Origin of the sequence: Pseudoalteromonas sp. P1-16-1b (assembly GCF_001401785.1) — a bacterium.
Lineage (GTDB): Bacteria > Pseudomonadota > Gammaproteobacteria > Enterobacterales > Alteromonadaceae > Pseudoalteromonas > Pseudoalteromonas undina.
In genome coordinates this window covers 48,518-62,304 of record NZ_LKGQ01000022.1, presented here as the reverse complement: position 1 = coordinate 62,304, position 13,787 = coordinate 48,518, and the positions used below count along the sequence as shown (strand labels likewise).

Here is a 13,787-nt window from a genome sequence, read left to right as displayed (position 1 = left end):
ATAAAGAATGGTGGGTCATGATGGACTTGAACCATCGACCAATGGATTAAAAGTCCACTGCTCTACCAACTGAGCTAATGACCCGCTCTTTTTGTCGCATTTCGAGTGGGGTTACCATTCGTTTGCTGCGGGCGCTTATAATACTTATTTATAAAATGAGTGCAACCGAAATTGTCTCTTTTTTTAAGTTTTTATGTCTAGTTGAGCAAATTTAGACCGCTTATGACAAAAAGCAGTCTAATCAAGCATCAACATTTATTTTGATAAGCGATCTGTGGCTAGTTTAGCAGCAGTTGTACTTGGGTACTGATTGATTAGCTCATTCAGTATTTTTTGCGCTTCAGCCTTTAACCCTTGCTCTTGTAAAAGTGTACCAAGCTTTAACATTGCATCTGGGCGCTTATTTGAGTTTGGAAATTCGTTAACAACTACTTTGAAATGCTCGGCTGCTTTTACACCGTCATTTTTAATCGTTAATAATTGCCCAAGCCAATAATGTGCGTTTGAGGTGTACACTGAATTTGGATACGTTGTTAAGAACGCTTGAAATTCTGGAATAGCTTGGTCATAGCGCTTATCTTTCATTATAAGCGCAACAGCACGCTCGTACGCTTCGTTTTCAGATAAATCACTGCTGTAGCTCTGATCGCTACCTGGTTGCGTGTAGTCTGTTGTAGGCGCTGGAGTAGCCGGTTTAGCATATGCTTGGCTAACACGGTTTTCTATTTCTTGATAAAGCTCGCGCTGGCGCTGCAATACCTTTTCAAGTTTATAGCTTTGCTCTTCGGTAACACCGCGAATTTGACTCACTTCATCTTGCAGTAAGTTAAGCTGTTGCTGTAACTCTACTTGTAAGAAATTACGTTGTTGCATCATACTTTCAAGGGTTGCTAAACGCTTTTCAATGCTCGACTGTGAACTTGCAGCTTCTGAAACAGGAGCGGGAGCAGCCATTAACTGGGTGCTCCCGCTCAATATCATGGCTGCCAAAATAATTTTCGGCTTCATAATATCTCTTATCTTAGTAAACTAGTACCGCACGGCGGTTTTTAGCGAAAGCTTCTTCAGTGCGAGATTTAACCATTGGTTTCTCTTCACCGTAGCTAACTACTGACATTTGGCTTGCAGAAACACCTAAGCTTTGTAGGTATTTTTCAACTGCTTGTCCACGGTGCTCACCAAGTGCAATGTTGTACTCTGGTGTACCGCGCTCATCTGCGTGGCCTTCGATTAATACTTTAACAGAAGGGTTTTTAACTAAAAACTCAGCGTGTGCACGAAGTAGCTCGCCGTATTGACCTTGAATCGTTGCAGTGTCAAAGCCAAAGTAAATGATTTGCTCTTGACGAAGCGCTTCGTACTTTTGACGAAGTTGCTCTTCTGCTTTTTGCTCTGGCGTCATTGTTGCTACTTCAACTGTATCAGTTGTTGTTTGCTCAACAGTTGCTTGGTTAGACTGGTTAGCTGCATTTTCATCGATATCTGAAGATGAGCTACAAGCTGCTAGCGTCATTACTGGCACAGCAATTAGCAGGCCTTTAAGTATTTTGTTAAGTTGCATTGAGTAGATTCCTATTTTGAGTAAACCAGCAATTATTACTGTAAATATGGCGACCAAGCCGGTGCCTTCACTTGTCCATCAAGCACAGGTAAGCGTGCTTTAAAACGGCCGTCCATCGATACTAGCGCAAGTACCTGTTTATTATTATGGAGCGTGCTGTATATAATCATCGAGCCATTTGGCGCTATGCTCGGCGATTCATCAAGGCGAGTTCGAGTTAAAACTTGGAACGCACCTGTAGCCAACTCTTTCTTAGCAAGATGATACTGTCCGTTAGTACGGTTTACCATCACTAATTCTTTTCCGTCTGGCGAAATAGAACCCGCTAGGTTCATGTCACCATCAAAGGTTAATCTTTGAGATCTGCCAGTTTTTAAATTTAACTTATAAATCTGAGCATTACCACCCCTTTCCGACGTAAATACTATATCTTGACCATTTGGGTACCACGAAGGTTCGGTATCTATACTACGATGGCGTGTTAATCGTGTCTCTTTACGTGTTAGTAAGTCTAATAAGTAAACCTCAGTTGCACCAGTTTTATCTTTTGACAGCACTAACAGTAGCTTTTTACCGTCTGGCGAGAACTGCGGCGCACCGTTAATTCCTTTATAGCTGGTGATCAATTCACGTTTACCGGTATAAATGTCTTGAATAAAAATTTGGCTCTGGCGATTTTCGAACGTTACATACGCTAATTTAGTCCCATCGGGCGACCATACTGGCGACATTAACGGCTCTTTTGAGCGTAATAGTACTTGTTCATTGAAGCCATCGTAGTCGGCAACCACTAACTGATACGGCTTTTCATCAGTATCACGTACAATAACATAGGCTATTTTTGTTAAAAACGCGCCTTTTTCACCAGTTAGTTTTTCATAAATCACATCACTAATACGATGCGAGTAACGACGAAAACCGGTTTCACCAATCACGCTTTGACGCGCTTCTAAAATATGGTCTTGGCTTTGAACCAGCTTACCGTTGCTCATCATTTGTGTTTCACCGCCAGTGATTTGGCCGCGAATAACATCAACCAACTCATAACGCACTAAATAGCGTCCATTGGTTTGCTGCTCTACTTCACCAACCAATACAGCCTCGACACCTTTATTAACCCAGGCACCGTAATCAATATCAGCATCTTTGTGAGGTTGTTGTGGCATTTGCGACACACTCACAGGCTTAAACTTACCGCTGCGCATTAAATCGGCAGCAATTACATCACTTAGCTGCTGTGGAATAGGACCAATACCTTGGTATTTAAATGGCACAATCGCAATCGGTCTTGCGCCGTCAATACCTTCAGTAATAACAATTTCAAGTGCCGCATGTGCAACACCCTGAAACCCTAATATTAAAACTAAACAGGCTATTTTAATTTTGTTAAACATGTCATCCCTTAAAACTCTGGCGCGATGGTTATATTAATATTCTTTAGTTGCTCGAATACGTCTTTATCTTTAGATACCGGTAATGTGTCGGCCATGCGAACAGCTCTTAATGCAGCCTCACACACTAACTTATCACCGCCTAACGATTTAACTTGTGTTACCAGCCCATTAAACCCAAGACGGATATTAATGCGGCATTGCTGGTTTTTCATTTTTTCATCAATTAATAAGTTTTGTTGAATACGCGCCATAATTAATGCGCGGAATTTATCAACTTCACTCACTACTTGCTGTTGACGTATTTTATTACGTGCCGCCTGCTCTTTGGCAAGCTGCTCTTGCAGCATTTGCTCTTGAAGTGCTTGTTGGCGTTTACGCTCAGCTTCTTCAGCGCGTTTTTTACGCTCTTGTTCAGCTTTTTTAAGTGCCGCTTCTTCCGCTTTGCGTTTATCGGCAGCTGCTTTTGCCGCGTTTTCAGCTTCTTGCTTTTGCTTTTCGGCTTGCTTAGCTTTTGCTCGCTCGCGCTGTTCTATTTCTCGGGCTTTTTTAGCTTGTGCTTGCGCTTGTGCGGTTTCTTTTTCTTTCGCTCTGCGCTGCTGTTCAAGCTTTTTAATGCGCCTTGCTTCAGCTTCACGCTGTTTACGTGCATCGGCTGCTCTGCGTTCTAAATCGCGAATACGTTTATCTTCAGCACGCTTTTTATCATCTTCTTTCTTTTTAAGCTCAGCTATTTTTTGCTCAACTTGCTTTTGATCAACCGTAACCGCCGAAACCGCTTTCTCTGGTTCAGGAATAGCCGCATTAAGCGTTACTTCCATTACTTTAGGTTTAGGAGGATGAATGTTTGCTGACGCATACAAAAACCCACCTAACGCTAAATGCAGCAATACTGATTTAATTAATGAACTACTCATACAGTTACTTGGTCCCCTCAAAGGATTCGGTCATTAACCCTACCGACGGTACACCTGCATTTTTTAAAAAGTCCATTAACAGTAACACTTCCTGATACGACACTTTACCCGAGCCTTTTATCATCACAGGCACATCCGGGTTTTTCATTAGTTGTAGTTTAATTACTGCGGCTACATCTAATGCTTCCATTGGCTCTTCAGGATCGGTACCTACACTTACGTAATACTTACCATCGGCATCAATAGAGGCAATAATAGGTGGCGTGTCCTTGGTATCGACTAAGTCCGACTCTTCCATTTTTGGTAGGTCTACTTTTACACCATGAGTAATTAACGGCGCAGTGGCCATAAAGATAATAAGCAGCACCAACATTACATCAATGTATGGTACTACATTAATTTCTGCGACTGGGCGACGCTTTTTACGCTGGTACATTCGCTTGAGCCTCTATTTGGGTAGCTGCTTGACGGTGTAAGATATTGGCAAATTCTTCCATAAAGTTAATGTAGTGAGATTCTAACTTTTCAACTTTATTAGCAAATCGGTTGTAAGCAATAACAGCTGGAATTGCCGCAAATAAACCCATTGCTGTAGCAATTAGTGCCTCTGCGATACCGGGTGCAACCATTTGTAAGGTTGCTTGCTTTACTTCACCTAGAGCAATAAAGGCATTCATAATACCCCACACCGTACCAAATAAGCCGATGTATGGGCTAATTGAACCCACTGTTGCTAAAAACGATAAGCTTGATTCTAGTTTTTCAATTTCGCGAGAAAGCGCAACCCGCATTGAACGGTGTGTGCCTTCCATTACAATGCCCGCACTTTGAAAGGTATTTTTTTTATGACGTGCAAACTCTTTAAAGCCTGAGGTAAATAACGCCTCAATACCAGCAGACTGGCCACCGCGAGAAGAAATTTCGTTATATAGTTTACTTAGGTCAACACCAGACCAAAAACGTTGCTCAAATTTTTTGGCATTTGCTAAGGCGTCAGAGATGGCTTTTTTACGTTGAAAAATAATAGCCCATGACATAACCGACATAGCAACCAACGCTAGCATTACTAATTGCACAAGCAAACTGGCTTCTAGAATTAGATCTAAAAAATTAAGCCCTGATCCCACGTTAAACTCCTAAATAATTAAAAACATCAAATTGACTTATTTGAGTAAGGTAACTTAGCAATACATTAGCCACCATTAAAGTTTTGCTAGTGTATCTAGTGTATTTACTGCTGACAACGATATTGCTGTGAATAGACAACAAAAAACGTTAAAAAAACAGCTTTACTCAATATTTACTACTTAACTCTTGTTCTACTGTATAAATAAATAACAACAAAGCTTTATGTAAGCGCGCTTAGTTTCACTAAAGAGTGACAAAAATGCGCTGTTTATTCAAAATTAATGCATAAGCACTCATAACCAGCACATGCTTATCTTAACGTAATAGTAAAACTAATACCGAACGTTAATATGTTAATATACATAAACAAAGCATTTCATTAACTTATAGAATTAATGATTAATTAACATGCAACAATAAGCAAAAACAAAAAACCGCCGCTATTAGTTTTTTTAATCTGAAAATATAAATTTTCTAGTTTGAACAAATTGTGTCGCTTCGGTATTATTCTCCCATACCGAGCTAGCGCATTAAATGAAAGCTATTTCATTGAATCCAGTTCCTCGTAATATGATTTATTTCGTATTACTTTTTTACTTCTTGGGGTATGACCTCAATAAGTAAAACGTAGTTCCCTAGATTACTTCCTTAAACTTGTTGTTTGCCCGCATTTTTTGCGGGCTTTTTTTTGCCTACAATTTATCAAACCATCTCAACTCGGGCTAAATAAGCAGTCGAACAATAGCCTGATATGTCTTAACGCTCAGTGAATTATTGGCAAAGTAAAATACGTAATGTTTGCGCATAAAAAAAGCCACTGTCGTTAAAAAGGCAATGGCTTTAGTATTTACCCTAAACTCTGGATAATAAATCTATCTCAAGCTGCTAATTAGTTTTGCTTGGGAAGTAAACCAAAATGATGATACGCATTATCCGACACTATTCGTCCGCGAGGCGTGCGCTGAATAAAACCTTGTTGAATTAAAAACGGTTCAATCACATCTTCTATGGTTTCTTTTTCTTCGCCTATGGCAGCGGCTAGGTTATCAAGGCCAACCGGGCCACCCATAAATTTTTCAATAATGGCGAGTAAATATTTGCGGTCCATGTAATCAAAGCCGCTTTTATCAACATCAATCATATCAAGAGCTTGCTGAGCTACCTCGGCATTAACTGTACCATCTGATTTAACTTGGGTGTAATCGCGCACACGGCGCAATAAACGGTTTGCTATACGTGGTGTGCCACGAGAGCGCTTGGCAATTTCTGCCGCGCCATCGTCACACATTTCTAAATCAAGGTAATGCGCTGAGCGCCCCACTATATGCGACAAATCCTCAACAGAATAAAACTCTAAACGCTGTACAATACCAAAGCGGTCACGCAGTGGTGAGGTTAATGAGCCCGCACGCGTGGTTGCGCCAATTAAAGTAAATGCAGGTAAATCAAGCTTAATAGAGCGTGCTGCAGGCCCCTCACCTATCATTATATCGAGCTGATAATCTTCCATTGCGGGGTAAAGTATTTCTTCTACTTGTGGGCTTAAGCGGTGAATTTCATCAATAAACAGTACATCACCTTCTTCAAGATTAGTAAGCAATGCAGCTAAATCGCCAGCTTTTTCAAGCACAGGGCCAGAGGTGGTTTTAATGTTTACATTTAATTCGTTGGCTACAATATTAGCAAGCGTTGTTTTACCTAAGCCTGGCGGGCCAAATATTAATAAATGATCCAACGCTTCACTGCGGCTACGCGCAGCTTCAATAAATATTTCCATTTGTTGCTTAACATGCGGCTGACCACGATAATCGGCCAGTAACTTAGGCCTAATAGCACGATCTATGGTGTCTTCATTGGTTTTTTCAGCAGCATCTATTAAGCGATCAGCTTCGATCATAATTTACTCACAGCATTGATTTCAAAGATTCTTTAATTAGAACCTCAGTCGACATATCGGGTTTGCTTACTGATTTTACTGCTTTTTGCGCTTGTGGCAATTTATAACCGAGCGCCACTAACGCCGAAACCGCATCATCGGCCGCATTATTAGCTATAGTTGCATCGCTCGCAGGCTCTATTACGGCGCTGTCGCTAAATGGGGTAAATAAGTCGTTGCCCCAATTCTTTAATCGGTCTTTCATTTCGAGCACTAATCGCTCGGCGGTTTTTTTACCTACCCCTGGCAATTTAACCAAAGCGGTAGCGTCTTCATTATTTACGCAACTTACAAACTGCTGCGCCGACATACCCGACAAAATAGCTAAACCCAATTTAGGTCCTACGCCATTGGCTTTTAACAGCTCTCGAAATAAGGCTCGTTCGGTTTTATTATTAAAGCCAAACAATAACTGTGCGTCTTCGCGTACTACAAAGTGAGTGTACACAATGGCGTTGTCGCCCACTTTGGGTAAATCGTAAAAACAGGTCATTGGCATTTGTACTTCGTAGCCAACGCCACTCACTTCTAATAATATTTCTGGGGGCTGTTTTTCAACTAACACGCCGTTTAAGCGACCTATCATTGTTATTTCCTTAGACGTCCTCTAACGGTTTTGCTTGCGCTACCCGCTAGTTTTATTAAATTTTGTTCAGAGTGAGCATGGCAAATTGCAATCGCGAGTGCATCTGCTGCATCGGCTTGCGGCGTACCTGGCAGTTTAAGTATATTTTTAACCATATGTTGCACTTGCGATTTATCTGCTCCACCGTTACCCACCACGGCTTGCTTTATTTGCCGTGCAGAGTATTCAAACACCGGTAAGTCGGCCATAGAGGCCCCCACAATGGCAGCACCACGGGCTTGCCCAAGCTTTAAAGCAGAATCGGGGTTATGTGCCATAAATACTTTTTCTATGGCAAAGGTTTCAGGCGAAAACTGCTCTATAAGCTGAGTAATACCTTGGTATATCATTTTTAGTCGGGTGGGAAAGTCATGATCGGCTAATTTAATACAGCCACTGCCTAAGTATGTAAACTTAGCACCTTGGTGCGCAACCACACCGTAACCCGTTAAACGCGAGCCCGGATCGATCCCTAAAATAATGGCCAAACAGCACTCTCATTATTGTTACTTATTAATAATGCTAATAATGCCAGAGCACTGTATAAATTACCAGTACCAAGCCAAAACAAAAATGCCTACTTAAAAAGTAGGCATTTAAACGCTATTTGGCCAAAAAGTTTACGCCAATGCGCGCACTAAGCCTTGGGTGTTTTGTTTGAGCGTACGAGCAATCATAAAATAGCCTAACCCTGCTACAAACACGCCACCAGCAACGGGGCCAATAATCCAAATATTTGGATGCAGCTTACCCGCCAAATCAAACATTTGCTGCTGGACTATTAACAGTGCAATATCACTGAAAAATGCAGCGACTAATCCGGCTAAACCGCCCAGTAATAAAAACTCATATAAAGTGGCATTTTTTATTAATCGGCTTTTAGCACCTAGCGTACGTAATATCACAATTTCTTGCATGCGCTCACCTAAGCTTGCTTGCACCTGCGATATTAGTACCAACGCACCACATAACACCACAATAGCCAATACAAAACCAATGGCTAACGACACTTGCTCAATAGTCGACTGTATTTGCTTAACAAAATTATCTACATCAATTGCTGTAATAGTGGGGTATGTACGTAATAACTGGCTAAAGTCGCGCTTTTGCTCAGGTTCAATGCGTACCGATGAAATATAGGTTGCCGGAAAGTCGCTAAGTACATCTGGGCTTAAAATAATAAAAAAGTTAGGCTTGAGTGTGGCCCAATTTACTTTTCGCACACTGGTTATTTTAGCATCGAACGACTGCGCACCGATTAAAAATGTAAGAGTATCGCCTAATTTAACATCGAGGCGCTGCATCATTGACTCTTCCAGTGAGGCCTCGGCAACGGCGTCATCGCCAAACCACTTGCCATCGATAATGTCATTTTGCGAAGGGACTTCGTCAAGCCAGGTTAAATTGAGCTCGCGGCCAATGCCTGAGCGGGCTTCTTCGTCTTTTTTCTCGTTATCTTGCAGTGACACTTCACGCGCAACCGCTTCACCGTTGACGGCATTTACGCGACCACGAATAGTCGGGTAAAACTCCGACACCTGAATGCCTTTTTGTGCTAAATATTCATTAACTGGGTCCAGTTCATTTTGCGTAATATTCACTAAAAAAGCATTAGGTGCATCACTTGGTAATTGTGACTGCCAATCAGAAATAATATCGTTTTTAAGCACAATTAAAAATAACAGTAATTTAATCGCTAACGAAAAGCTAATTAACTGTACTGCATTAACATTGGCGCGCTTTTGAATAGACGCAATAGCCAAAGACCAGCTGTTACCCGGCTTTAAGCCAAGCTTGCGGCCACCGCCAAATATTAACTTAGAGATTAAAAATAACACCAAAATAAGCGCAAGCGTTGAGACAAACAAAATAAGCGTAATTTTTATGTTATTACTAAATAACCACATTAATAAAAACACGGTGAGTGCACTTAGCCCTAAATGAATTTTACTTACCGCAAGGCGATCACCTAAGTTACGGCGAAGTACTCTAAGCGGTGGAATATCAAATAAATCTAACAGTGGCTTAATAGAGAACATAACCGCACAAATAACCCCTGTGCTAATCGCCACCAGCCAAGGTTTAAAACCAGCCATGGGCAGTTCAGTGCCCATACTTTTAGCTAAATAACCGGTAGCCACCTCTTGCAAGCCATAGCCAATAGCTAGGCCAACAACCACCGCCATAGTACATACCATTAATAAGTGCATAAGGTAAATTTTACGGATCATATCGCGGCTGCCACCTAAGGTTTTCATCATTGCGACTGGGTCGTATTGACGCTCACAATAGCGCTTAGCCGATACAGCAATAGCAACCGCGGCTAAAATAATCCCTAGCAAACCGGCTAATAACAAAAAGCTTTCAGCTCTATTTAAGCTATTTGAAATAGGCGATTGACGGTCTTTAACACCATACCAATTTTGGTTTTCTTTAAGTTGCGGTTTTAGCCAATCGTAAAAACTATTTATGTCGCTTTCATCACCTGCATACAACTGGCGGTAAAATACACGGCTACCGGGCTGTATTACTTCAGTTTTTGGTACGTCGTCAATATTAATAAGTACCCTGCGGCTGCTAGAGAACACATTAAACGGCGCATCGGGTTCTTCAACAATCACCTTTTCCACATTGAATAACGCGGCACCTAGCTCAACTTGGTCGCCTACGTTTATATTTAAACTATAAAAAACCGATTCACTTAACCACACGTTACCGGGGGTTGGTGCACCCGGGGCAACTTCTGTTTCGGCGTTTAAGCCCGACTTAACCTTTAACAGGCCTTTAAGCGGGTAACTGTTTGACGCAGCTTTTACTGAGCTAAATTGCATTTCATCGTTTGCAAACAGCATAGTGTCAAAATACACCATTTGCGCTGTTTCAAGGTTTTGCTGTTTAGCTTGAGTAATATAAGCGGTATCTATGGCATGGTTGCTGGCCAATACCCTATCAGCGGCAATAAAGGCACTGCTTTTTTGTGCAATACTTTGTGCGATTCGCTCAGTCACCATAGATAAAGTAAGCACCGTTAGCACCGCTAAAGCGATGGCAGCACTTATCACGGTTAGTTCACCACGGCGAAACTCTCGAGAAAATAGTTTAAGTGCTAATTTAGCCCACATTTGCCATTTCCTCAGTTGAATTGTGAACCAGCTCACCGGCTTCAATCTGAATAATACGTTCACACTTTTGCGCCAGAGCTTCATCGTGGGTAACTAAAATAAGCGTTGTGCCATTTTGCTTATTTAAATCAAATAATAATGACTCAATCATATGGCCATTTTTGCTGTCTAGGTTAGCTGATGGCTCGTCGGCAAACAGTATTTTAGGCGAACCCACAAATGCACGAGCAATCGCAACTCGTTGTTGCTCACCACCAGATAACTGCGACGGGTAATGATCAATGCGATGGCTCAAGCCAACTTTTTCAAGTAACGCGAGCGCCTGCTCTTTAGCGTCGTGTTCGCCAGCAAGCTCAGCAGGCAGCATCACATTCTCAAGTGCGGTTAAACTTTGCACCAACATAAAAGACTGAAATACAAAACCGACTTTAGCGGCTCTCAGTGCTGCACGCGCTTCTTCATCTAACTTGTGCAAAGGCGCGCCATCTAACATTACCTCGCCACGGCTGGCGGTATCAAGCCCTGCTAGCAAGCTCAATAATGTAGATTTACCAGAGCCAGACGTGCCCACTACGGCAACAGACTCGCCATGCTTGACATTAAAGCTGATGTCGCTGAGGATGGACAACTCACCTTCAAAGGTGGAAACCACTTTAGACAAACCATTTACTTGAATTATATTTAATTGAGAAAGCGCTGACATATGACTCATTCAATCCTACGTTGTGTATTCATTTTATTTTTAGTTATTAACCCACTACACGCGGCAGCTAACAACACGATTTTAATACTTGGTGACAGTTTAAGCGCAGCCTATGGCTTAAAACAAGAACAAGGCTGGGTGCAATTGTTACAAGATAAATACGATGCCGAGCAACGCAATATCAACTTAGTTAATGCAAGTATTAGCGGCGAAACCACCGGCGGTGCATTGCGCCGATTAGACGCGCTACTTGAGCAATATCAACCCACTCACGTACTTATTGAGCTCGGTGCTAATGACGGCCTGCGCGGTTTTCCAATCACTAAAATGCAAACTAACTTAACCGCTTTAATTGAAAAAAGCCAAGCTGCAGATGCACAAACCGCACTTATGGAAATATATATTCCACCTAACTATGGCCCACGATACAGTAAAATGTTCACCGATAGCTTTACCAGTGTTAGTGAAGCCACTAACTCGCATTTAATGCCGTTTTTTGTGCTTAAAGTCGCAGGAAAAAACGAGCTAATGCAAAACGATAACTTACACCCTAACAAAACTGCCCAACCAATACTACGAGATGAAATGTATAACACGATCAACCAGTGGTTAAATAAAGACTAAGGCCGTGTAAAACACTCCGCGCAAGTGCTTAAAACTAAGCGCTTGCGCAATAAACATCCAAACAAACAAAAGCTTATTGATTTTTTTATAAATACACGTACTATTGCTATCGAAGTCGGTATGTGGCGCAGCTTGGTAGCGCACTGTCATGGGGTGGCAGGGGTCGAGAGTTCGAATCTCTCCATACCGACCATTTAAATCCTTTCATAATTCTATTTATTCAATAAAAACTGCTTTCCTTTCGTACTACCTAATTTAATACAAAAAAATATCGCACATTTATCGCACTAACTAATCTATTAAAATTATTCCTGCTTTTTGATTTCAGAGGTATTTAGATTATGTGACGCCACAGTTAAATACTTTTCAAATAATAAAGAAGCACATACCTACTTTTAATTTTTGATGTATTGGTTAGAGGTCATTGATATGCAGTTATGAGTAGATGCTAAGTAGCCGTAATGTCTGAAGTTTAGGCTTAACTCTTTTACTCTATTAAGTTAAAGAACAATTCTGTTAAAAAAACGACCTAAGGGCTAGATCGTTCTGTAATTTGTATAGTAAATTTTATCTAGTGTATGTACAAATATATTTATCAAGATTTTTGGTTGCACAAGTGACTCTCCCTCCAGTCTGAGCACCCTCACTAGAAGTTGAAGTAAAAGACACTCCAGCTCGTTTTGCCGCATTATAGAAATCTACAAATACATCAGCTCCACCCTTGTCAAAATCATAAGATTCAGCGTTTTTAGTATCGAAATTAGGCTTTACTTTATTTAAATCGACGTCGCTACCACGTTCAAAATCCCAAATTAAATCCCCATTAATCACTGCATATAGAGAAAAAATTGCGGTACTTCCATCACTAAAACTAACTTGCACCATAATCTTGTCTACATTTAACAATCCTGAGACTTTGTCTGTTGCGTTTGCAAAATTAGTAAGATCATTCCTGAGATTAGTATTTCCATTATAATGTCTTGCAACTTTATTTTGAATAGAGCTTGAACCAACTAAATCCCATACGCTTCCTGCGATTTCAGACGGCACTTCATCAGCCTTAAGTGATTGTACAGACATCATTACTTGCTTCTTAGCATCAGATAAATTGTAGAAATTATTTAAAACACTTTGTTCTACATTATGGTCTTTAACAGTGACTGAATATGTAGGTACTTTTATACCTTTCATCTTCCCTCCACGCCCATCGGGTTCACCACCAGTCCCAGTAAGGGTTTTGTAACCGCTAAACCTTTTTGAAACTTCGAACTTTTTAATAGTTAATGCTTCTAGATTCATTACGTAAACATCGCGGGTTTTATCAAGCTGAGCATTTGACTTCGCTGAAGTTTTAAACTGCTCATAAGAAAAACAAGTTGAACACTCTGTTGTTAAAGATTGTTCATTAGCTATCGTTGAACTAGAAAAGATACATAGAAGAGATGCGAAAATTACCTTTTTCATTTATTGTCCTTAATCTGTACTACTTTAAAGTTTAAGGTAAATATATTTAAAATAAAAATCAACAAAAGGGGTACAAATACTCATTTTTAACTCACTAACTTTTTAACTCTACATTTAACTAAATAGACTAACATGCTCCATTTCATTGAATTAATTAGCTTTTAATTTCACACTATAGCCTACTCTCCAAAATAGAAAAATAAAGAGATTCAATCTTAAATTCATAGCACTGTTATCACTCTTAACTATCTTCGAAACTTATATAAAATTAGCATTTTTAAAAACCACTACATTAGCTTATTGCGCCAATAAGTAT

Annotated in this window: 13 protein-coding genes and 2 tRNA genes; 2 read left to right on the top strand and 13 right to left on the bottom strand. The window is 40.6% G+C overall.

The genetic code is table 11. The features are described from left to right. Positions 1-8 precede the first annotated feature (8 nt). The 12 genes from AN392_RS14705 to AN392_RS14650 form a co-directional block, all read right to left on the bottom strand. Positions 9-84: transfer RNA gene (locus AN392_RS14705), tRNA-Lys, on the bottom strand. Positions 85-255: 171 nt separating this feature from the next. Further along, positions 256-1,008 (bottom strand): tol-pal system protein YbgF, encoded by a 753-nt coding sequence (gene ybgF, locus AN392_RS14700; RefSeq protein WP_010392784.1) that lies wholly within the window; start codon positions 1,006-1,008, stop codon positions 256-258. A 13-nt stretch (positions 1,009-1,021) separates the two neighbouring features. After that, positions 1,022-1,561, bottom strand: a complete 540-nt coding sequence (gene pal, locus AN392_RS14695; RefSeq protein ID WP_010392787.1) for a peptidoglycan-associated lipoprotein Pal — start codon at positions 1,559-1,561, stop codon at positions 1,022-1,024. Positions 1,562-1,596: 35 nt separating this feature from the next. After that, complete coding sequence (gene tolB / locus AN392_RS14690) at positions 1,597-2,955, bottom strand: Tol-Pal system beta propeller repeat protein TolB (RefSeq protein WP_010392790.1); 1,359 nt, start codon at positions 2,953-2,955, stop codon at positions 1,597-1,599. An 8-nt stretch (positions 2,956-2,963) separates the two neighbouring features. Beyond that, positions 2,964-3,869 (bottom strand): cell envelope integrity protein TolA, encoded by a 906-nt coding sequence (tolA, locus tag AN392_RS14685; RefSeq protein ID WP_055013136.1) that lies wholly within the window; start codon positions 3,867-3,869, stop codon positions 2,964-2,966. 4 nt (positions 3,870-3,873) lie between these two features. Next, positions 3,874-4,305, bottom strand: coding sequence for a protein TolR (tolR, locus tag AN392_RS14680; RefSeq protein ID WP_008114139.1), 432 nt, complete (start codon positions 4,303-4,305; stop codon positions 3,874-3,876). Next, positions 4,292-4,996: a protein TolQ gene (tolQ, locus tag AN392_RS14675; RefSeq protein ID WP_008114137.1), complete on the bottom strand. Its 705-nt coding sequence runs from the start codon at positions 4,994-4,996 to the stop codon at positions 4,292-4,294. Before tolQ ends, tolR begins: the two co-directional genes overlap by 14 nt. Before the next feature lie 890 nt (positions 4,997-5,886). Continuing rightward, positions 5,887-6,894 carry a Holliday junction branch migration DNA helicase RuvB gene (gene ruvB / locus AN392_RS14670; RefSeq protein WP_010392799.1) on the bottom strand — a complete coding sequence of 336 codons (1,008 nt, stop codon included), beginning with the start codon at positions 6,892-6,894 and terminating at the stop codon, positions 5,887-5,889. Positions 6,895-6,901: 7 nt separating this feature from the next. After that, the gene (gene ruvA, locus AN392_RS14665; RefSeq protein WP_008114133.1) at positions 6,902-7,519 is read right to left on the bottom strand and encodes a Holliday junction branch migration protein RuvA; all 618 of its coding nucleotides are present in this window, start codon (positions 7,517-7,519) and stop codon (positions 6,902-6,904) included. A gap of 2 nt (positions 7,520-7,521) precedes the next feature. After that, positions 7,522-8,046: a crossover junction endodeoxyribonuclease RuvC gene (gene ruvC / locus AN392_RS14660; RefSeq protein ID WP_008114131.1), complete on the bottom strand. Its 525-nt coding sequence runs from the start codon at positions 8,044-8,046 to the stop codon at positions 7,522-7,524. 132 nt (positions 8,047-8,178) lie between these two features. After that, positions 8,179-10,680: an ABC transporter permease gene (locus AN392_RS14655; RefSeq protein WP_055013135.1), complete on the bottom strand. Its 2,502-nt coding sequence runs from the start codon at positions 10,678-10,680 to the stop codon at positions 8,179-8,181. Then, positions 10,670-11,383: an ABC transporter ATP-binding protein gene (locus AN392_RS14650; protein WP_055013138.1), complete on the bottom strand. Its 714-nt coding sequence runs from the start codon at positions 11,381-11,383 to the stop codon at positions 10,670-10,672. Before AN392_RS14650 ends, AN392_RS14655 begins: the two co-directional genes overlap by 11 nt. Between AN392_RS14650 and AN392_RS14645 the strand changes: the two genes are divergently transcribed. Continuing rightward, positions 11,384-12,007 carry an arylesterase gene (locus AN392_RS14645; protein WP_054200668.1) on the top strand — a complete coding sequence of 208 codons (624 nt, stop codon included), beginning with the start codon at positions 11,384-11,386 and terminating at the stop codon, positions 12,005-12,007. Positions 12,008-12,123: 116 nt separating this feature from the next. Next, a tRNA-Pro gene (locus tag AN392_RS14640) sits at positions 12,124-12,200 on the top strand. A 374-nt stretch (positions 12,201-12,574) separates the two neighbouring features. Here the strand turns inward: AN392_RS14640 and AN392_RS14635 are convergent. Beyond that, entirely contained in the window at positions 12,575-13,471 is an 897-nt protein-coding gene (locus AN392_RS14635) for a hypothetical protein (RefSeq protein WP_055013134.1), read from the bottom strand. Positions 13,472-13,787: the final 316 nt, after the last annotated feature.

Bases quoted from the DNA above. Each gene is read 5' to 3' on its own strand.
- ruvB (WP_010392799.1), bottom strand. From the start codon at position 6,894: ATGATCGAAGCTGATCGCTTAATAGATGCTGCTGAAAAAACCAATGAA.
- AN392_RS14655 (WP_055013135.1), bottom strand. From the start codon at position 10,680: ATGTGGGCTAAATTAGCACTTAAACTATTTTCTCGAGAGTTTCGCCGT.
- tolA (WP_055013136.1), bottom strand. From the start codon at position 3,869: ATGAGTAGTTCATTAATTAAATCAGTATTGCTGCATTTAGCGTTAGGT.
- ruvA (WP_008114133.1), bottom strand. From the start codon at position 7,519: ATGATAGGTCGCTTAAACGGCGTGTTAGTTGAAAAACAGCCCCCAGAA.
- AN392_RS14650 (WP_055013138.1), bottom strand. From the start codon at position 11,383: ATGTCAGCGCTTTCTCAATTAAATATAATTCAAGTAAATGGTTTGTCT.
- tolB (WP_010392790.1), bottom strand. From the start codon at position 2,955: ATGTTTAACAAAATTAAAATAGCCTGTTTAGTTTTAATATTAGGGTTT.
- AN392_RS14645 (WP_054200668.1), top strand. From the start codon at position 11,384: ATGACTCATTCAATCCTACGTTGTGTATTCATTTTATTTTTAGTTATT.
- ybgF (WP_010392784.1), bottom strand. From the start codon at position 1,008: ATGAAGCCGAAAATTATTTTGGCAGCCATGATATTGAGCGGGAGCACC.
- AN392_RS14635 (WP_055013134.1), bottom strand. From the start codon at position 13,471: ATGAAAAAGGTAATTTTCGCATCTCTTCTATGTATCTTTTCTAGTTCA.
- tolR (WP_008114139.1), bottom strand. From the start codon at position 4,305: ATGTACCAGCGTAAAAAGCGTCGCCCAGTCGCAGAAATTAATGTAGTA.
- pal (WP_010392787.1), bottom strand. From the start codon at position 1,561: ATGCAACTTAACAAAATACTTAAAGGCCTGCTAATTGCTGTGCCAGTA.